Raw genomic sequence first — 18,145 nt, forward strand, 5'->3', positions numbered from 1 at the left:
ATCCCTAACGGCGGCCAAACAACTTTTCGAGATCGGCCTTGCTGAGCTTCAGCCACGTGGGCCGCCCGTGTGAGCATGTGCCTGCGCGGGGTGTTTCTTCCATCTGGCGCAGCAGCGCGTTCATTTCTTCCACGCTCAGCCTGCGCCCGGCCCGAATACTGCCGTGGCAGGCCATACGGGCAATAACGGCATCCAACCGCCCATCAAGTGCTGCCATTTCATCTGGGGCGCCGTTTTCATCCGCTTCTAGCTCATCGGCCAGATCACGCAGCAGGCTTACGGCATCACTGCTGCGCAGCATGGCAGGCAAGGCCCTTACCAGAACGGAGTCGCCGCCAAAGGCTTCAATTTCCACACCCAGTTTTTCCAGCGTGGGTTGGCGTGCCAACAGCAGGTCCACCTGCACACGGGGCAGATCCACCACATCGGGCACCAGCAAACGTTGTGCCTGCACATGTCCGCTTAAAAATTGCGCCCGCAAACGTTCATGCGTTAGCCGCTCATGCGCCGCGTGCTGATCCACCAGCACCAAGCTGCCATCTGCGGCCACGGCCAGAATATAGGTGTCCAGCACCTGTGCAATAGCCGCACCCAAGGGGTGATCTGCCGCCACTGGCTGTGCAGAGGCTGTATAAGCTGCTTCAGCCTGCCCGGTTGCTGGCGTGCCAATTGCCGGAGCATCCCACCCGGCATGGGGTGAAGGCATGGCCACAGGCGGCAAGGTTCTGGCTGCCGGGGCATCACCAAACTGCAAGCGGCCTTCTGCAAAACGCACGCCCTCTGGCGTGGGAGCATGAAACGCAGGGGCAGGAACAGGTGGGGCTGCCCCTTTTTCTGGCGGATACCAAATACGTGCCTGCCGTGGCGCGGAGGAGAGAACAGGCCGCACACCTACGCTACCTGCCCCATGCTCTAACGCACGCTGAATGGTGCCAATAACAAGGGAGCGCACGCTGGCTTCATCGGCAAAGCGCAGTTCCGTTTTGGCCGGGTGCACGTTTACATCCACCCTATCCGGCGGCACCGTGAGCATAAGCGCCACAACAGGGTGCCTGCCGGGTTCGATCACGCGCCTATAGGCCACGCGCACGGCGGTTTTAAGCACCGGGTCCACCACAGGGCGGCCATTTACCAGCATGAACTGCCCATTGGCCGTGGACCGATGGACTGATGGCGGGCAGATAAACCCGCTAAGGGTCATGCCATCGCGCTCACCAGAAATTTCTAAAAAACCATCTGCCTCGCTGGCGTCCAGCAAGGCGGCAGACCGGGCGGCCATATCCTGCGCGGGCAAATCAAACAGCACGCGCTCATCCAGCATAAACCGGAAAGCCGTTTGCGGCACAGCCAAGGCCAGACGCCGCACCACGTTTTCAGCGTGTCGGCCTTCCACACGCGCGCTTTTCAGAAACTTACGGCGGGCGGGCGTGGCAAAAAACAGGTCTTCCACCACCACACTGGTGCCCGGCGCACCGGCTGCGGGTTCAACGGGGGAAACCTTGCCCCCTTCTACCCGAATGCGCCACGCGCCACTTTCCCCCCTTGGGCGGGAGGTAATGCACAGCCGCGCTGCCGCCCCGATGGAAGGCAGAGCCTCCCCCCGAAAACCCAGCGTGCTGATATGCACCAATGTTTCATCGCGCAGTTTGGATGTGCAGTGCCGATCTACCGCCAGAGCCAGATCATCGGCTGACATGCCCACACCATCATCGGTGACGATAATGCGGTCTACACCCCCGCCAGCCAGAGAAACCTCCAGCCTGCGCGCACCTGCATCTATGGCGTTTTCAACCAGTTCCTTCACCGCTGCGGCGGGGCGTTCTATCACCTCACCCGCAGCAATGCGGTTAACAATAACCTCTGGCAGCCGCCGCACATGGGGCGGCGTTTCGGGCTGGTGTGTATCCATACCGGGTTCAGCAAACAGGCCGGACATGGGTCAGACCTTTCCGATCAGAACAGACCGGAGCCTTTAGCATGCTGTGTGGGCGTAACCCCTTTGGTGGGGGAATTGCCAAGGGCAGCATTGGTTTTCAGACGGCGGTTTTCTCCATCTGCATCCACCACAGCCCCGGCCTTGCCACCTTTCCAGAACATCAGTTCCTGCACAAAGCCTGAACCGGCTTCACCCAGTTCACCCCGGTCTGGTGCATCCGATGCCTCTGTGGCCTCGTTCACCAAAATGGTCTGGCCTTCACTGGTATCACCGTTTGTGCCGCGCAGCGCTACATCGGGGGAAAGTGTTTCCAGCGCCTGCAGGCGTTCACTTTCATCCTGCCTCCGGTCATCACCCTTTGTGGGCTTTACCAGCTCATCTGATGGCGGCATGGAAAGCGGGGCACGGGTTGTAACCGTGTATTCATCCGGCAAGCTGCGTTCCAGCCCGAAAGCACGGGCGGCTTCGTTCCCTGAGCAGCCACTTAGCAAAAAGCAGCCGCCAAGAAGCAGCAGCGGAGAAATCAGTGTCGAAACACGGCGCGCCATCGTCTGCCTTCCACTCATCCTGAAAAAACACCCAGCCCTTTGGGGGTTACCCGGTTTTTACGTTGTCTTGTTGCTGCCCGCCTGCCAGAAAATTCTGCACCAGCAGCATGCATACGGCGCATACTATAGCGGAATCTGCCACGTTGAATACATACCATGACCACCCAAAAGCATGGGCATGCAGAAAATCCACCACGGCCCCATAGCGCACACGGTCCATAACGTTGCCAATGGCCCCACCTGTAATGGCCCCAACACACGCAGCGGTAAGTTTGCTGGGCGTGCGAAAAATCCATACCAGCAGGCAGCAGGCCACGGCCAGCGCAATAGCGGAAAACACAATGCGCCCCGCCCCGCCAAGCCCGCCAAACATGCCAAAAGTAACGGCGTGGTTCCATACCATAGTGAAGTTAAGGAACGGCAGCACTTTAACAGAACCCCGTGCGGGCAGATCCAGCCCGTACAGAATCCAGTATTTACTCAGCTGATCTGCTGAAAGCGTAAGCATCAGCACCAGCAGGCCGAGGCCTGCCGGGCGCAGCATGAAGGGGCGAGAACTCACGCGCCCTCCTGCCCTGTGCGCGGGCCACCCTGTTGTTCCACCACATCGGCGCAGCGCAGGCACAGTCCTGCGTAATCATCCCGCGTGCCGGTTTCTGGCAGAACCTTCCAGCAGCGCACGCATTTTTCACCGTCTGCAACCTGCACAACTGGCGCACCATGCAGCGTGCCGCCTTCATCCCCTTCCACGTAAATGGAGGAAGACGTGGGGTCCACCACCACATCCACGTGGGAGACAATGGCCAGTTCGCTCCAGTTTACACCGGCAAACAGTGCGGCTTCTTCTTCAGAGAACGTCAGTTCAACCTGTGCCTGAAGGGAGGAACCAATGGTGCCTTCGCGCCGTGCGCCTTCAATTTCCGTGGTGATGATACGCCGCACGGAACGAATACGCGCCCAGCGTTCATCCAATGCCGGATCATTCCATTCTGCAGGCAGTTCAGGGAAGGCCTGTTCATGCACGCTCTGGTCTGACCCAAAGCGGGCTGTCCATGCTTCTTCCGCCGTAAACACCAGTACGGGGGCCAGCCATGTTGTCAGGCAGCGTTGCAGGATATCCAGCACCGTGCGGGCTGCGCGGCGTGTGGGGTTGGAGGGTGCATCGCAATACAACGCATCCTTACGGATATCGAAGTAAAATGCAGACAGATCCGTGGTGCAGAACCCATGCAGGGCCGGATACACACCCACCCATTCATGCGTTTCCACCGCGCGGGCAATCAGCCCACCCAGTTCTGTAAGGCGATGTAGCACCCAGCGTTCCAGCTCTGGCAGCTCGGCATACGGCACGGCTTCTGCTTCCGTGTAGCCATCCAGCGCACCTAGCAGCCAGCGCAGCGTGTTGCGCAAGCGGCGATACAGTTCACCCTGTTGTTTGAGAATTTCCTTACCAATGCGCAGATCATCATTGGTATCGGAGTTCACCACCCATAGGCGCAGCACGTCTGCACCCAGGCTGTCATTCACATCCTGCGGGGCAATCACGTTGCCGAGGGATTTGGACATCTTGCGGCCCTGTTCATCCAGAACAAAGCCGTTGGTCACAACCGCCTTGTAGGGTGAAACGCCGCGCGTACCCACACTTTCCAGCAAGGAGGACTGGAACCAGCCGCGATGCTGGTCCGAACCTTCCAGATACAGATCTGCAGGGAAGCTTAGCCCCGGCTGGCCCAGCACGAAGGCGTGGGTAGAGCCACTTTCGAACCACACATCCACGATATCGAACACCTGATCGTAATCATCCGGGTTCCGATCCGGGCCGAGGAAGCGTGCGGGTTCAGAGCTATACCACGCATCTGCCCCTTCTTCCTTAAAGGCATCCACAACACGCTGCATCACATCAGCATCGCGCAGCACTTCGCCGGTACGTTTTTCAACAAACACGGCAATAGGCACGCCCCATGCGCGCTGGCGGCTGATGCACCAGTCTGGACGCGTGCGGATCATGGATGTCAGACGGTTGCGCGCCTGTGCGGGCACGAAAGTAACGTCTTCCAGCGCCTTAAGGGCTTTTTCACGCAGCGAATCTTCACCATCCATGCGGATGAACCACTGCGGCGTGGCACGGTAGATTACCGGCGCGCGGGAACGCCATGAATGCGGGTAGGAGTGCACAATTTCACCACGCCCCACCAAGCCTGCGGGGGCTGTGCCGTTGGCGTTGGCATGTTCCATCACGGCTTCCAGCGTGGAGCACACAACATCTGCCGCCTTGAACACATGCGTGCCTGCAAAGCCTGAAACCCACGGGGCGTATGTGCCATCGGCCTGCACCACTTCTGGCACTTCCACGCCATACATGCGGCAGAGCTGGAAGTCATCCTCACCATGAGAAGGCGCCATGTGCACAAGGCCAGTACCGGCCTCGGTGGTGACAAATTCACCCGGCAGCATGGGCACATCAAAATCATACCCGGCACCACGCAGCGGATGGGAGCATACAGCCCCTTTCAGCGCGCTGCCCGGCAGGGTGTAAAGGATATGGTGCGCAGTAACATGGGCTTCCTGACAGAAAGCATCCACCAGCACTTCGGCCACCAGCACCTTTGCGCCGGGTTCAAGCAATGCGCCCTCACCCGTTTCATCCACCCGCAGCACCACGTAGGTGATTTCTGGCCCATAAGCCAAGGCACGGTTGCCGGGAATGGTCCACGGTGTGGTGGTCCAGATGACAACAGACACATCTTCCAGCGCATGGGCTGGCGTGGGGTCCCGCACAACCGGGAAGGCCACCAGAATAGTGGTAGAGGTGTGATCGTGATATTCGATTTCAGCTTCGGCCAGAGCGGTTTTTTCAACCGGGCTCCACATCACGGGGCGCAGGCCACGATACAGCCGCCCATTCAGCAGGAACTTGCCAATTTCGTTCACAATGGCTGCTTCGGATGAGAAATCCATGGTGGCGTAGCGGTTCTGCCATTCAGCCTGCACGCCAAGGCGCTTGAATTCCTGCATCTGGATATTCAGCCACTCGCCCGCATAGGCACGGCATTCGGCACGGAATTCCAGCACAGGCACGGAATCCTTGTCCTTTTTTGCCTTGCGGTATTTTTCTTCCACCTTCCATTCAATCGGAAGGCCGTGGCAATCCCACCCCGGCACATAGCGCACGCCGTAGCCAGACATGCGATGGGCGCGGTTGATCACATCCTTGTTGATCTTGTTCATGGCATGGCCAATGTGCAGGTGGCCATTGGCATACGGGGGGCCATCATGCAGCGTAAAAACTGGCCGCCCTTCTGCCTGCTGTTTCAGCCGCGCATCCAGCCCGGTTTCTTCCCACTTTTTCAGCCACTGCGGTTCCTGCTTTGGCAGGCCCCCGCGCATGGGGAAAGAGGTACGGGGCAGGAACACCGTATCACGATACAGATCGGCGGGGGATTGGGTGTCCTGGTCGCTGCTGGATGTGGTCATGAGCGGGTGATGTCACTTCAGTTCGGGTTCATGGTCTGGCCCCGCATGTGCTGGTCAAACCATCTTGCATTCAGGCTCTTATCAAAAAGGACAAGCGCAGGGTCAAGCATGAACGGCCACATTGCAGCCGCAAATTATATTCTGCCCTATCTGCCCGTACTTTTACAGGGGGTTATATGCCCGCCAGTTCGGCGTTCAGAACCATGCGTGCCTGCTGCGCATCCTGCGCGATCTGGGCCTTGAGTTCATCCAGCCCGGCAAAGCGCTGTTCTGCCCGCAGCATTTTGTGCAGCGCCACAGAAAGTGTTTGGCCGTACAGATCACCATCAAAGTCAAACAGGTTCACTTCTACGCGGCTTTCCTGCCCATCGTTAATGGTGGGCCTACGCCCAATATTGGCCACGCCGGGGCGCGTATAGCCACCGGGCAGGCGCACCGTTACGGCGTAAACACCACGTGCGGGCTCCAGATGCCGCCCAAGCGGAATGTTGGCTGTGGGAAAGCCCAGCAGACGGCCGCGTTTATCACCATGCTGCACCTGGCCACGAATAAACCACGGGCGACCGAGTTCTTCCGTTGCGCGTTCAGGATACCCTTCCTGCAACAACCGCCGGATACGGGTGGAGGAATATGGCCCTGCGGCATCTGCCAGTGCGGGCACGGATGTAAAGCCCATGCCCAGCTCACCCGTGCGTTCGGCCAGAAACGTAACATCGCCCCCGCGCCGATAACCGAATGCAAAATCCGGCCCGCAGGCAACGTGGCGCAGGCACAGGGCATCGTGCAGCACGTCTTCTACAAACCGTTCCGCCGTCATGCGGGAGAATTCTTCATCAAACCCGATCTGGAACACATGCTGCACACCCAGCGCCTGTAGGGCGGCAAAACGCTCATCCGGCAGGCTCAGGCGGAATGGTGGGTCCTGCGGGCGGAAAAGTTCGCGCGGGTGAGGTTCAAACGTGACAACCGCCAAAGGCAGATCTGGCCGCGCCGCGTGGGTGGAATGAACCAGATGGGCGTGGCCCAGATGCACACCATCAAAATTGCCAAGCGCTGCCGCACAGCCGTGCGCTTCCGGCGGAATATCCCGCCAGTTTGTGTGCAACTGTGCTTTCAGCACTTTTTATGCTCCTTCCGGCAGGCCAAACATCTGCCCCGCCTGCGGCAGAGATTGCGCTACAGGGTGGGTAGTACCTGCCACCGTGCCATCTTCCGGGCGGGCAATCTGGCATACACGCAGGCCCGCTTGGGCCGCTGCATCCAGCTCTGCCACCACATCGGACAGAAACAGCACATCCTGCCCCTGCCAGCCACTTTGTTCCAGAATATGGCGATAACTTTGCGCGCTTTTCTTACCACCAACACGCAGATCAAAAAACGCGCTGAAAAGCGAGGTCAGGTTCCCCTGCTCGGTATAGCCGTAAATCAGCTTCTGCGCAGCTTCGGAACCGGAGGAATACACGGCCAACGTAAGGCCTGCGGCTTTCCATGCCTTTAAGGTGGGCTCAACATCTGGGTAAAGCTGGGCTTCCAGTTCCCCTTTTTCATACCCTTGCTGCCAGCACAGGCCTTGCAGGCTTTTAAGCGGGGCAACCTTGGCATCTTCCGCCATCCAGCGTTCAAGCTGTTCCAGCGGCGGCACGCCGGGGGCGGCTTGGGCAATCTGTGTCAATGCTTCCTGCACTACCGGATTTTCACGCTGTTCCAGCAATGCGGGCAGATGTTTGCGCGCGTAGGGAAACAGCACTTTATGCACAAAAGCCACTGGCAGGGTGGTGCCTTCAATATCCAGCAGCACCACGCGCGGAGGAATCCGGGTATCGGCCATTATGCCCTCAATCAGTTTGCGTAAGAAGGAAACTGCCGGGCAATATCGGTGCCTGTATAGCGGGCCACCCAGCCTTCCTTGTGTGTGAAAATGCGCAGCGTGACCATATCTGGCTCTGGCCCGGCATCAAACCAGTGCTTTGTGCCTTCTGGCACAGAAATCAGATCAGTTTGCGTGCATTCCACATCATAAACATAGCCTGCAATATGCAGGATGAAGTGCCCGCTGCCGTGCACAAAAAAGCGAATTTCATCTTCACTATGCGTATGTTCGGACAGGAACTTATCCCGCAAGGCCTCGCGGTTGGGTGTAGATGGGCTAACCCGCAGCACATCAGCAGAGCCTGCACCTGTTTCGCCCATCAGCTTGTCTAAAAATGGGCCATACACACCCAGCACGGCCTGCTCATCTGCATCCCTTGGGGGAATTTGCGGGCCTTCCCAACGTTCAAACCGCACGCCTAGTGGCGCCAGAACACGGGCCATTTCTGCCGGGTCCTGCGTTTGCAGCACGGGGTGTTCGGGGGTGGTATCTTTGTAAACTGTCAGGGAACTCATGCGTGCAGTTTCCTTCGCTCAAGCGCGCAGGCCAGCAGGAACTCCAGCCCTTCCAGCCGCGCAAGGGCGGTGGGCATATCCTTACCCCACACATACACACCGTGGCCGCGAATAATGTAGCCCGCAGGCATACCGGTGCCAAAAAATGGTTCCACCACTTCCGCCAACCGCGCAATGTCCTGATCGTTCTCAAACAAGGGCACCTGCACGGATGTTTCGTGCGTGGTCTGCCCTTCAAACACTTTCAGAACTTCGTAATCCGCCAGCGTAAGTGCTGCTGTTTCTTCTTCCATGGACAGAACAGTGGAGGCCACGGAATGGCCATGCAGCACTGCGCCCACTTGCGGGAAATGGCGGTAAATCTGGCAATGCAGCAGCGTTTCCGCACTGGGCCGGTTTTCCGGGCTATGCGGTTTGCCCTGCATATCCACGGTAATAACGTCTGCCGCCTGCAAAAAGCCTTTGTGGCAGCCGGAGCGCGTAATGGCTATGCGGCCATCTGCCAGCTTGCGGCTGATATTGCCTGCCGTGGCTGGCACCCACCCGCGCTGATCCATCCGCTGCCCGGCAAACAGAATATCCTGCACGGCACGGGCAAAATCCGTAACGGTTTGATCCATGGCGTTCTCTGCCCGTCTTGAACTGATAGAGCCTTACGGCTGAACAGATTTATCCGCTGGCGCAGCTGTGCGCTGCTCCACTGTGGAAGATGCGGGTGGTGGGGCAATATGCCCGTTACCGGGGCGTGCCGTGCCATCATCCATCGGTTCATCATCCGCCATGTGTTTCTTGAAGGATTTGATGCCCTTGGCCATATCGCCCATCAACGAGCTGATTTTGCCGCCGCCGCCAAACACCACAAGTACAACCACAAGCACGATCAGCCAGTGCCAGATACTTAAGCTACCCATCAAACCAGTCCCCTACACTTGCGATACGCACCCAAAATGAACGCATACCACACATCCTTGTTTGTACATGATGGCGGAAACACTTTCTTGCAAGTTTTTCCTTGCGCGACCTACCCGCTAATTGGGTGCTAACTGCCGCCCGTGCCTGTTGGTTCAATAAAGCCATAAACCGGATAAACCGTTTTGCCCATGGCATGAATGGGGCTCCACCACACGCGCACGCGGGTCCAGTTATTATTGGGGGAAACATCAACAACGGGGGCACGATGCGTGACTTCTCCCGGCTCCCAATTTGCGTGGTCCACCAACACAAGGCGGGAATTTCGCACCTGTTTGACCACAGAAACATGGCCCGATGGCAGCCTGCCGGTAGAACGGAACACCAGCACATCCCCCGCACGGGGGGAGGACGTGCGGTTATATTGGCCCTGTGCTTCCCCCCACCAGCTTGCTGCCGCACCGCGCAGGTTTACGGCAGAATGTTCCCGCGCATAGGGGGCACATTGCACAGATCCGTTCCAACTTCCGCGCCCGCCTGCACAGGCTGCAAGTAATAAAGGCAGAACAAGAACAAGGCTACGCTTCACGATTCGGCCCTCAAACGTTGCATCCAGTCCTCCGCTTCTGTGGGAGGCATATCCAAAACCTGCTCCGCCACATCCCGCGCATACCCCGCACGGGCCAGCACACCCAGCGCCTTGTGCCTGCGGGCCAGAGCCTGCTCGGTATCAGCATCTTCATCATCCGCAACATAAGGCATGGCAAATGGCCCCAACCTGCGCTTGCGGGCCAGAACCAGTGCGGCACATAATTCCCTTTGCGCAGGAGAAAACCCTTCCACCGCATCCTGCAAGGCGGCATCGCGCAGATCAGCCTCCACGCCGCGCGCAGCCAGATGTGCCTGCACCGCCAGGCCAGAGCGGCCAGACCGCACCAACCTACGTGCGCGGGCTGTTGCAAAACTGGCATCATCCACCGCACCAAGGCGCACCATTTCTTCTGCTATTTCAGCTACTACGGGGCGGAGCGCCTGTGCAGCTTCGGCCACTTCCTCCGTATCGGCTCCAGCTTTGAGGGCCTGTTTTTCCCACCGTGCAATCCGGCGCAAAAGCACCTGTTCCAGCCCGTGGCGTGTAGTGCCAAACCGTGCCAGATGCGCCAGTGCGGCCTCTCGCAACACGCGGCGATCAAGCTGCGGAAACCCCGATGATGTGTGGACAGATGAGGAAGAACCAGAATGCGTCATCCCTCTTTCTTACCCACTCCTTACGTGCAGGAAAATACGGAACGGGCCATGCCGCGCATGTTTCGTATGCAGAATTTTTTCACACAGAATATTTGACTTTAATCTGCACAAAAGGCCATGATACGCCCGCAATACGGGCCGCCCGCTCACCTTATATCAAGGCAGCGGGCGTTTTTCGTTCTGCACTCCACTTCTCACCATGCAGGTTCAACAACCGCCAACACAAAGACCAGATTCCATGATTTCTGCCCTGATGCCGACATACAAGCGCGCTGATCTCGCCTTTGAGCGGGGAGAAGGCTCCTGGCTGCAAACGTCGGACGGGCGACGATTCCTGGACTTTGCTGCGGGCATTGCCACGTGCTCCATTGGCCACGCACACCCCAAGATGGTGGAAGCCGTAAGCACGCAGGCTGCCAAGGTCATGCACGTTTCCAACCTGTTTCAGATTCCGCAGGCGGAAAAGCTGGCACGCAGGCTGGTTGAAAACTCCTTTGCCGATAGCGCGTTCTTCTGCAATTCCGGCGCAGAAGCCAACGAAGGCATGGTGAAGATGGCCCGCCGCGCCCAGATGATGGCAGGCCACCCCGAACGCACAGACATTATCTGCATGGATGGGGCTTTTCATGGCCGCACGCTGGCCATGCTTTCCGCCACCGGCAACCCTAAATATCTGGAAGGCTTTGGTGAGCCTGTAAAAGGCTTCCTGCACGTGCCTTTCAACGATATTGAAGCCGTAAAAGCCGCCATTACCCCCAACACCGCAGCCATTATGCTGGAACCCATTCAGGGTGAAAGCGGCATTAAGGTGGCCAGCCCGGAATATCTGCGTGCCCTGCGCGCGCTGTGCGATGAAACCGGCGTGTTGCTGGCGCTGGATGAGGTGCAGTGTGGCGTTGGTCGCACAGGCCGCCTGTTTGCGCATGAATGGGCTGGCATCAAGCCCGATATTGTCAGCACGGCCAAAGGTTTGGGCGGGGGCTTCCCCATTGGGGCCATCCTCACCACAGAAACCATTGCCAAGAGCATGACACCGGGCACACACGGCACCACATTTGGCGGCAACCCGCTGGCCTGCGCGGCTGGTAACGCTGTGCTGGATGTTATTCTGGCCCCCGGCTTTTTAGATCAGGTTTGCACCCGTGCGGCCCTGCTGGATGAACTGCTGGACAGCCTTGTGGCCGATGCGCCGGATATTTTTGCCCAGCGCCGTGGCCTTGGCCTGCTGATAGGCCTGCGCTGCGTGCCCGCAGTGGGTGATGTGCAGGGTGCCGCACAAAATGAAGGCCTGCTGTGTGTAACCGCGGGTGATAACGTGCTGCGCCTTGTGCCGCCGCTTACTGTTTCCGAAGAAGAATGCCGCAAAGCTGTGGCCCTGCTGGTGCAGGCTGTCAGCACACTCAGAAAAAATCATAACAACAAGACAGTTCTGGAGCCAACAGCGTGAGCGCCGCCAACATGACCACTGCCCTGCCCTCTTCTTCCTTGGCAACGCCCCGCCATTTTCTGGATCTGAAAGATCTGGATGCCGCAACCCTGCGCCAGATTCTGGATGTAGCCGCCAGCATGAAGCGCATGCAGCAGAACCGCCGGTTTCCGCTACACCCGCGCCAGCCGCTGGCCGGGCGGCAGTTGGGGCTTATTCTTTCCAAGCCATCCACCCGCACCCGTGTTTCTTTTGAAGTGGGCATTCGCCAGCTTGGGGGCGATGCCGTGGTGCTCAGCCCGCAGGAAATGCAGATTGGCCGTGGTGAAAGCATTGCCGATACAGCCCGCGTGCTCTCCCGCTTTGTAGATGCCATTATGCTGCGCACCGGCAACACAAAAACCATGCACGAACTGGCACAGTGGAGCACAGTGCCCGTTATCAATGGTCTTACCCCGCATTCTCACCCGGTGCAGATTCTGGCCGATATCATGACGTTTGAGGAACATCGTGGCCCCGTGCGTGGCCGCACCTTTGCGTGGACGGGTGATGGCAACAACGTGCTTGTCTCCCTTATTGAAGGGGCCGTGCGTTTTGGCTTTGCCCTGCGTGCCGCCACCCCCGCAGACATGAAGCCCCCGCAGGACGTGCTGGACTGGGCCCGTGCCGAAGGCGGTGATGTGGAATGGACGGTAGACCCAAAAGCCGCCGTAAAAGGTGCCGATTGCGTGGTGACGGATACATGGATCAGCATGTCTGATTCCCCCAAGGAAGCCGCCACCCGCATGAGCAAGCTGGAACCCTACCGCGTAAATGCAGATTTAATGGCCCTTGCTGCGCCAGATGCCCTGTTCATGCACTGCCTGCCTGCCCATATAGGGGAAGAAGTAACCAAGGACGTGTTTGAAGGCCCGCATTCTGTGGTGTTTGATGAGGCGGAAAACCGCCTTCATGCCCAGAAAGGCGTGCTGGCATGGACAATGGGTGGCACAAACTGGACCTCTTTCGGCAAGGAATAAGCACATGAGCGGCACAGACAGAACAGTTTCCATGACATCTACCGAAGATACACCCGCTACCCCCGGCTGGGTGGAAAGCAGTCTGGATGCTATTCTGGCGACGTTGCCGTTCCCGGCAGATAAGCTGGCACCGTTCCGTAGCGCCTATCTGGATTGTCTGGCAGGCTGTGGTCGTACGGAAGATCTGGATAGCGAGCACGATGCCTGCCGCAAGGGGCTGCTTGTTGCGCTTAAGGACGGTTTGAACATGGATTCAGAAACCGGTCGTGCCCTTGAACAGAAGCTGGAAAAGCTGGAGCTGGATATTTCCGCAGGGGCGTAACCCCCTGCTTTCCACCTTTTCCTTTTTGTCCGCCTGAAAAGCATCACCAGAGTCCGCACGCATCAGGCGCATGTTCTTGATATTCCCGTATTCTTGATGGACTCAGGACAAACTTAAATTCCCATGGAAAAACCCGCTTTTCTTGATCGTGACCGCCCAGATGTGCCCGATTTGGTGGTGCCCGGTGGTGTAACACCTTTTTATCTGGCTGGTCGGCCCGTGCGTGGCCGGTTGGTGCGTTTGGGCGTGCTGGCCGATACGCTGCTCACACGTCATGATCACCCAGCCCCTGTTACGCGCCTTGCTGGCAAGGCATTGGCACTGGTGGCAGCTTTGGCCTCTGCCCTTAAGTTTCAGGGCTCTTTCTCCCTTCAGATGAAGGGTGATGGCCCTGTTTCCATGCTGGTGGCAGACTGCACCAACACCGGCGCGCTACGCTTTTACGCCCGCACGGATGATGAGGCGCTGGCAGCCCTGCTGGAAGAAACCCCCAAACCCACAGACCGCGAATTGCTGGGTAACGGCTATATGGCCCTTACGGTGGACCAAGGCCCGGAAATGGACCGGCATCAGGGTATTGTGGAAATTGCGGGGGATGATCTGTCTGCAATGGCCATGCATTACTTTGCCAGCAGTGAGCAGCACGCCTGCTGGATTATGCTGGCCTGCCAGATGACAGATGCAGGCTGGCGCGCAGGCGGTCTGATACTGGAACGCATTGCGGGCGAAGGCGGCAGCCACGTGGTGGAAGACGAAGCCGCAGAAGCAAGCTGGGAAACAGCCACCATTCTGGCAGGCACCCTTTCCACCAAGGAACTGCTGGACGATAGCCTGCCAACATTGCAGCTTCTGCACCGGCTTTTCCATGAAGAAGACCTGCATGTCAGCCAGCCTCGGGCTTTGGCCTTTGGGTGCCGTTGCTCCCGCGCGCGTTTGGCCAATGTGCTGGAAACCTTCCCGCAAGATGATCTGGACCACATGTGCCAGGATGACGGAAACATCGTGATGACGTGCGAATTCTGCAATGTGGATTTCCGCTTTGCACGCAAAAACATTGCCACGCAGGCACAGTAAAACAGTAAATATAGCCGCAAAGTTTGCCAGCAGGGCCCTAAGCGCAATATCTTAAGGTGCTGCTGGTATAAGATATCTGCCACAGGGCAGGCATTTTTCAGAATGTCAGATAAAGTTCACAAGAGGTTTTGCGCCATGATGCTGTTTTCCCGCATGCGCCTTTCTGGCCTAACAGCCGCGCTGCTGTTTCCTGCCCTGCTGGCAGGCTGCGCGGATCAGAAACAGCCTACGCAGTTTGCACCACTGCGGTATGATAACCTCAGCCAGATCAACCTGAACGTAAACACCCTGACATTGGTGGATAACACGGCAACCCACCCGGTTGCGGGCGATATCGGTTATAAATCCCCCACCCCACCAGTACAGGCCCTGCGCCAGATGGTGCAGGACAGGCTGGCCGCCAAAGGGGGCATTACCAGCGCCAATTCCGCCCAGTTTGTGATTGATCGGGCCTCCATCCTGCACGAACCCGGTGGCACGCTACAGGGCCAGATAGATGTGCATCTGGATATTCTGAACCCCGATGGCAGCAAAACTGCCCATACAGAAGCCCACGCCACCCAAAGCCTGCACCCGGACCCCACGGAAGATACAGAAAGCCAAGCCAATCTGTACAACGTCACCAAAGGGATGATGGACAGCATCAATACCGAGCTGGATACACAGGTGCATCGCGCCCTTGGCAAATGGCTGGTGGATGCCGGGGGTATGCCGGTAGATGGTGCTATTCAGGCCCAGCCTCTCACAGCTGATGGCTCACCCGCTCCTGCCTCCACGGGTGCTAGTGCCGCAGCTACGCAAGAGGCGCTTTCCCCCGTTTCAGCAGCTAAAACCGGGCAGGCTACATCCCCCGTAACGGTGCCGGAAAACGCCCCTGTTGTTGCACCTTCTACCGATGCTGCAACACAGTCCACCACCAGCAGCACGGAAGCCAAACCTGCCGCAGCCTCCAAAACGCAGGATAGTGAACCCAACGCCATCTTCCCGGCGGGTGAGGATGATGATTCGTCCTCAAGCTCATCCTCTACAAAGGCGACATCCCCTAAACCGGGCTATCTCAAGCTGCCGTCTCAGCCTCAATAAGGCTGTTATCCTCAGCAAAGCGCCTGAATACTTAGCGCATATAGCCCCCACCGCCGCACAACATTGCGCTGCGGCGGTGGGGCCGCCATAAAGCAGGGCATGACCGCTTCCGCCTCCAGTCTGAACCCGTTTTCCATTGCGCAGGGTCTGCCTGTGCAGGATGTGCTGCCAGAACTTTGCGCAGTGCTGGCTCAAAACCCCGCCACAGACCATCCGGCATCCGCCATTCTGGTGGCGCCTCCGGGCGCGGGTAAAACCACATCCGTGCCGCCCGTTCTGGCGGCTGCAGCATGGCGCGCACCATCTGATAAAATTATTATGCTGGAACCCCGCAGGCTGGCCGCCCGTGCCGCTGCCCAGCGCATTGCATCCCTAATGGGGGAAGATGTTGGCGGTTTTGTTGGGTTCCGCACCCGGCTGGAATCCGCTGTTTCTGACCGCACCCGTATTGAGGTGCTGACAGAAGGCCTGTTCCTGCGCCGCCTGCTGGGTGACCCCATGCTGGAGGGCGTGGCCTGCGTTATTCTGGATGAAATACACGAACGCTCATTAGATGCAGATCTGGCGCTGGCTTTCTGCCTGGATCTGCAACGCACCTTGCGGCCTGATCTGCGCCTTGTGGCCATGTCCGCCACAGCAGAAACAGAACGCCTTGCCACGCTAATGAACGCCCCTGTGCTGACCAGCGAAGGGCGGATGTTCCCGCTTACTGTCCACCATGCCAAGCACGATATTCCCAGCCTGCGCGATATTGCCACCGCCACAGCAACAGGCGTGCGGCAAGCTCTGGCGGAAACAGAAGGCGATATTCTCACCTTTCTGCCCGGCACGGGAGAAATCCGCCGGGTGATGCAGCTTCTGGATGGTGTGCCCGCCACAGTGCTGCCCCTGCATGGTGAACTGCACCCGGCAGAACAGGCCCGTGTGCTGCGCCCCGGAAATGAAGGGGAACGGCGAGTTATTCTGGCAACCTCCATAGCCGAAACATCCCTTACCGTGCCCGGCGTGCGCGTTGTGGTGGATTGCGGTTTCCGCCGTGTGCCAAGGTTTGATGCCGGGGCTGGGCTTTCCCGGCTGGATACGGTGCGTATCTCCAAAGCAGCCGCGCGGCAGCGTGCAGGACGTGCGGGGCGAGAGGCTCCGGGTATGGCGTATTGCCTGTGGTCTGCCCATACTGAGCGCGCCTTGCCCCAGCATGACAGGCCAGAAATTCTGGAAGCCGATCTGTCTGATTTTGTGCTGGCCACCGCCTTGTGGGCCGATACGGTAGGCTCTGCCGATACGCCGCTTCCCCTACCAGATCAGCCCCCCGGCAGTGCGGTAGCCGCCGCAAAGGAACTACTGATTCTGCTGGGTGCGTTGGATGATGCAGGCCAGATTACAAAACTGGGCCGTAGCATGGCCGATCTGGGCACGCACCCACGCCTTGCCGCCATGATGCTGGCTGCCCGCACACCGGAGGAAGCCGCACTGGCCGCAGACCTTGCCGCCCTGCTGGAAGAACGAGACCCCCTGCGCCCACGCGCTGCCGGGCGTGGTGGGCCGCCGCCTATTCCGCCCGCAGATATTACCCTCCGGCTGGATCTGATTGCGGGTGAAGATAACACCCCACAGGCAGACCGTGGCGCTTTGGCCCGCATTCGGCAGGCAGCGGCCCGTTTTCGCACACGCATGGGGCTGAAGGCGCGCCACCCGGCAGCAGGTGATGCCGCAGCCCTTCTGGCCGCAGGCTTTCCTGATCGTATCGCCCTGTGTCGGGGGGATATGGGCAGTTACCGCATGGCCAATGGCAGCAATGCCCGCCTACGCCGAGATGATGGGCTAGCCAAACACAAGCTGCTGGCAGTAGCGGGCCTGCACCTGCGCACCGCTGCTGAAATACGTATGGCAGCCCCGTTGGATAGCAACGCCCTGCCCCCAGCCTTGCTGGAGCGCACGCGTGAACAGGTTGAAACCACGCTGGACCCTGTATCGGGCAATATCATGGCCCGCAGGCGCACCCGCATTGGCTGCCTTGTGCTGCGAGACCGCACGGAAAAAGTAAAACCGGAAGATGCAGGCCCGCTGCTGCTGGCACAGGCCAAGGAGACACCGGAAACCACGCTTAACTGGTCAGACGCCGTAAAACAGCTTCAGGCCCGTGTGGAACTGGCCCGCACCCTGCCCGGTGGTACCGGCATAGAAGAAGAGTGGCCAGATTTTTCCTCCACAGCCCTTGCTGGTTGTATGGATGAATGGCTGACCCCGTATGTTGAAGGCTGCACATCCATTACTGCATTGCGGGAGCTGGACATCCTCAACCTGCTGCGCACTTATCTGGGTTACGCCCGCACAAGCTGGCTGGATAAGGAGCTCCCTACCTCTCTGCCCTTCCCCGGCGGTGTGGCGGAGGTGGATTATACGCAGCCCGTGCCTGTGGCCTCGGCCCGAGCGCAGGCCTTTTATGGCACGGCGGAAACATCCAAACTGGCCGGAGGGCGCGTGCCGCTGCGGCTGGCACTGCTTTCTCCCGCAGGGCGGCCACAGGCCATTACGGCGGATCTGGCTGGTTTCTGGCAAGGGGGTTGGGCAGATATGCGGCGCGATATGCGCGGGCGTTACCCCAAGCATGAATGGCCAGAAAACCCCGCTTTGGCCCCGGCGCGCCCACGCGCCAAACGCAACTAAGGCCTATGGACGTGGCGCAAACAACACCCTCGCGCCATAAAAACGTACCAGATC

General features: G+C 58.9%; 17 protein-coding genes. 6 read left to right on the top strand and 11 right to left on the bottom strand.

The features are described 5' to 3' along the window. Positions 1 to 4: 4 nt before the first annotated feature. From mutL to FCN51_RS15735, 11 genes are all read right to left on the bottom strand, one after another. A complete protein-coding gene (gene mutL / locus FCN51_RS15685; protein ID WP_160256312.1) occupies positions 5 to 1,936 on the bottom strand; it encodes a DNA mismatch repair endonuclease MutL in 1,932 nt (643 codons plus the stop codon). Positions 1,937 to 1,953: 17 nt separating this feature from the next. Then, positions 1,954 to 2,484, bottom strand: a complete 531-nt coding sequence (locus FCN51_RS15690) for a DUF3035 domain-containing protein (RefSeq protein ID WP_003628412.1) — start codon at positions 2,482 to 2,484, stop codon at positions 1,954 to 1,956. A gap of 46 nt (positions 2,485 to 2,530) precedes the next feature. After that, the gene (lspA, locus tag FCN51_RS15695) at positions 2,531 to 3,046 is read right to left on the bottom strand and encodes a signal peptidase II (RefSeq protein ID WP_003628414.1); all 516 of its coding nucleotides are present in this window, start codon (positions 3,044 to 3,046) and stop codon (positions 2,531 to 2,533) included. Next, complete coding sequence (gene ileS, locus FCN51_RS15700) at positions 3,043 to 5,958, bottom strand: isoleucine--tRNA ligase (protein WP_160256313.1); 2,916 nt, start codon at positions 5,956 to 5,958, stop codon at positions 3,043 to 3,045. Before ileS ends, lspA begins: the two co-directional genes overlap by 4 nt. A gap of 172 nt (positions 5,959 to 6,130) precedes the next feature. Then, on the bottom strand, positions 6,131 to 7,078 hold the full coding sequence (locus FCN51_RS15705; RefSeq protein ID WP_004448934.1) for a bifunctional riboflavin kinase/FAD synthetase: 948 nt from the start codon (positions 7,076 to 7,078) through the stop codon (positions 6,131 to 6,133). A 3-nt stretch (positions 7,079 to 7,081) separates the two neighbouring features. Next, positions 7,082 to 7,786 carry an acireductone synthase gene (gene mtnC, locus FCN51_RS15710; protein WP_124305776.1) on the bottom strand — a complete coding sequence of 235 codons (705 nt, stop codon included), beginning with the start codon at positions 7,784 to 7,786 and terminating at the stop codon, positions 7,082 to 7,084. 11 nt (positions 7,787 to 7,797) lie between these two features. After that, complete coding sequence (locus tag FCN51_RS15715; RefSeq protein ID WP_160256314.1) at positions 7,798 to 8,343, bottom strand: 1,2-dihydroxy-3-keto-5-methylthiopentene dioxygenase; 546 nt, start codon at positions 8,341 to 8,343, stop codon at positions 7,798 to 7,800. Beyond that, the gene (locus FCN51_RS15720; protein WP_160256315.1) at positions 8,340 to 8,963 is read right to left on the bottom strand and encodes a methylthioribulose 1-phosphate dehydratase; all 624 of its coding nucleotides are present in this window, start codon (positions 8,961 to 8,963) and stop codon (positions 8,340 to 8,342) included. Before FCN51_RS15720 ends, FCN51_RS15715 begins: the two co-directional genes overlap by 4 nt. A gap of 33 nt (positions 8,964 to 8,996) precedes the next feature. Further along, a complete protein-coding gene (locus FCN51_RS15725) occupies positions 8,997 to 9,254 on the bottom strand; it encodes a twin-arginine translocase TatA/TatE family subunit (protein WP_004448930.1) in 258 nt (85 codons plus the stop codon). Between the two features lie 128 nt (positions 9,255 to 9,382). Then, positions 9,383 to 9,841, bottom strand: a complete 459-nt coding sequence (locus FCN51_RS15730) for a CHAP domain-containing protein (protein ID WP_003628427.1) — start codon at positions 9,839 to 9,841, stop codon at positions 9,383 to 9,385. Further along, positions 9,838 to 10,500, bottom strand: coding sequence for a RecX family transcriptional regulator (locus FCN51_RS15735; RefSeq protein WP_160256316.1), 663 nt, complete (start codon positions 10,498 to 10,500; stop codon positions 9,838 to 9,840). Before FCN51_RS15735 ends, FCN51_RS15730 begins: the two co-directional genes overlap by 4 nt. A gap of 199 nt (positions 10,501 to 10,699) precedes the next feature. Between FCN51_RS15735 and FCN51_RS15740 the strand changes: the two genes are divergently transcribed. The 6 genes from FCN51_RS15740 (at position 10,700) to hrpB (ending at position 18,091) form a co-directional block, all read left to right on the top strand. Beyond that, complete coding sequence (locus FCN51_RS15740; RefSeq protein WP_201762591.1) at positions 10,700 to 11,947, top strand: aspartate aminotransferase family protein; 1,248 nt, start codon at positions 10,700 to 10,702, stop codon at positions 11,945 to 11,947. Between the two features lie 11 nt (positions 11,948 to 11,958). Further along, on the top strand, positions 11,959 to 12,945 hold the full coding sequence (argF, locus tag FCN51_RS15745; protein WP_160257143.1) for an ornithine carbamoyltransferase: 987 nt from the start codon (positions 11,959 to 11,961) through the stop codon (positions 12,943 to 12,945). Between the two features lie 4 nt (positions 12,946 to 12,949). After that, positions 12,950 to 13,267 carry a hypothetical protein gene (locus FCN51_RS15750; RefSeq protein WP_003628432.1) on the top strand — a complete coding sequence of 106 codons (318 nt, stop codon included), beginning with the start codon at positions 12,950 to 12,952 and terminating at the stop codon, positions 13,265 to 13,267. Between the two features lie 123 nt (positions 13,268 to 13,390). Next, positions 13,391 to 14,341 carry an Hsp33 family molecular chaperone HslO gene (gene hslO, locus FCN51_RS15755; RefSeq protein ID WP_004448926.1) on the top strand — a complete coding sequence of 317 codons (951 nt, stop codon included), beginning with the start codon at positions 13,391 to 13,393 and terminating at the stop codon, positions 14,339 to 14,341. A 102-nt stretch (positions 14,342 to 14,443) separates the two neighbouring features. Continuing rightward, the gene (locus FCN51_RS15760; RefSeq protein WP_236661321.1) at positions 14,444 to 15,424 is read left to right on the top strand and encodes a hypothetical protein; all 981 of its coding nucleotides are present in this window, start codon (positions 14,444 to 14,446) and stop codon (positions 15,422 to 15,424) included. A gap of 99 nt (positions 15,425 to 15,523) precedes the next feature. After that, the gene (gene hrpB / locus FCN51_RS15765; RefSeq protein ID WP_160256318.1) at positions 15,524 to 18,091 is read left to right on the top strand and encodes an ATP-dependent helicase HrpB; all 2,568 of its coding nucleotides are present in this window, start codon (positions 15,524 to 15,526) and stop codon (positions 18,089 to 18,091) included. Positions 18,092 to 18,145 lie beyond the last annotated feature (54 nt).

The sequence above is a fragment of the Acetobacter pasteurianus genome, assembly GCF_009914215.2.
In the GTDB taxonomy this organism is placed as follows: Bacteria; Pseudomonadota; Alphaproteobacteria; order Acetobacterales; family Acetobacteraceae; genus Acetobacter; species Acetobacter pasteurianus.

Bases quoted from the DNA above. Each gene is read 5' to 3' on its own strand.
- mutL (WP_160256312.1), bottom strand. From the start codon at position 1,936: ATGTCCGGCCTGTTTGCTGAACCCGGTATGGATACACACCAGCCCGAA.
- FCN51_RS15690 (WP_003628412.1), bottom strand. From the start codon at position 2,484: ATGGCGCGCCGTGTTTCGACACTGATTTCTCCGCTGCTGCTTCTTGGC.
- ileS (WP_160256313.1), bottom strand. From the start codon at position 5,958: ATGACCACATCCAGCAGCGACCAGGACACCCAATCCCCCGCCGATCTG.
- mtnC (WP_124305776.1), bottom strand. From the start codon at position 7,786: ATGGCCGATACCCGGATTCCTCCGCGCGTGGTGCTGCTGGATATTGAA.
- FCN51_RS15715 (WP_160256314.1), bottom strand. From the start codon at position 8,343: ATGAGTTCCCTGACAGTTTACAAAGATACCACCCCCGAACACCCCGTG.
- FCN51_RS15720 (WP_160256315.1), bottom strand. From the start codon at position 8,963: ATGGATCAAACCGTTACGGATTTTGCCCGTGCCGTGCAGGATATTCTG.
- FCN51_RS15725 (WP_004448930.1), bottom strand. From the start codon at position 9,254: ATGGGTAGCTTAAGTATCTGGCACTGGCTGATCGTGCTTGTGGTTGTA.
- FCN51_RS15735 (WP_160256316.1), bottom strand. From the start codon at position 10,500: ATGACGCATTCTGGTTCTTCCTCATCTGTCCACACATCATCGGGGTTT.
- FCN51_RS15740 (WP_201762591.1), top strand. From the start codon at position 10,700: ATGCAGGTTCAACAACCGCCAACACAAAGACCAGATTCCATGATTTCT.
- argF (WP_160257143.1), top strand. From the start codon at position 11,959: ATGACCACTGCCCTGCCCTCTTCTTCCTTGGCAACGCCCCGCCATTTT.
- FCN51_RS15750 (WP_003628432.1), top strand. From the start codon at position 12,950: ATGAGCGGCACAGACAGAACAGTTTCCATGACATCTACCGAAGATACA.
- hslO (WP_004448926.1), top strand. From the start codon at position 13,391: ATGGAAAAACCCGCTTTTCTTGATCGTGACCGCCCAGATGTGCCCGAT.
- FCN51_RS15760 (WP_236661321.1), top strand. From the start codon at position 14,444: ATGTCAGATAAAGTTCACAAGAGGTTTTGCGCCATGATGCTGTTTTCC.
- hrpB (WP_160256318.1), top strand. From the start codon at position 15,524: ATGACCGCTTCCGCCTCCAGTCTGAACCCGTTTTCCATTGCGCAGGGT.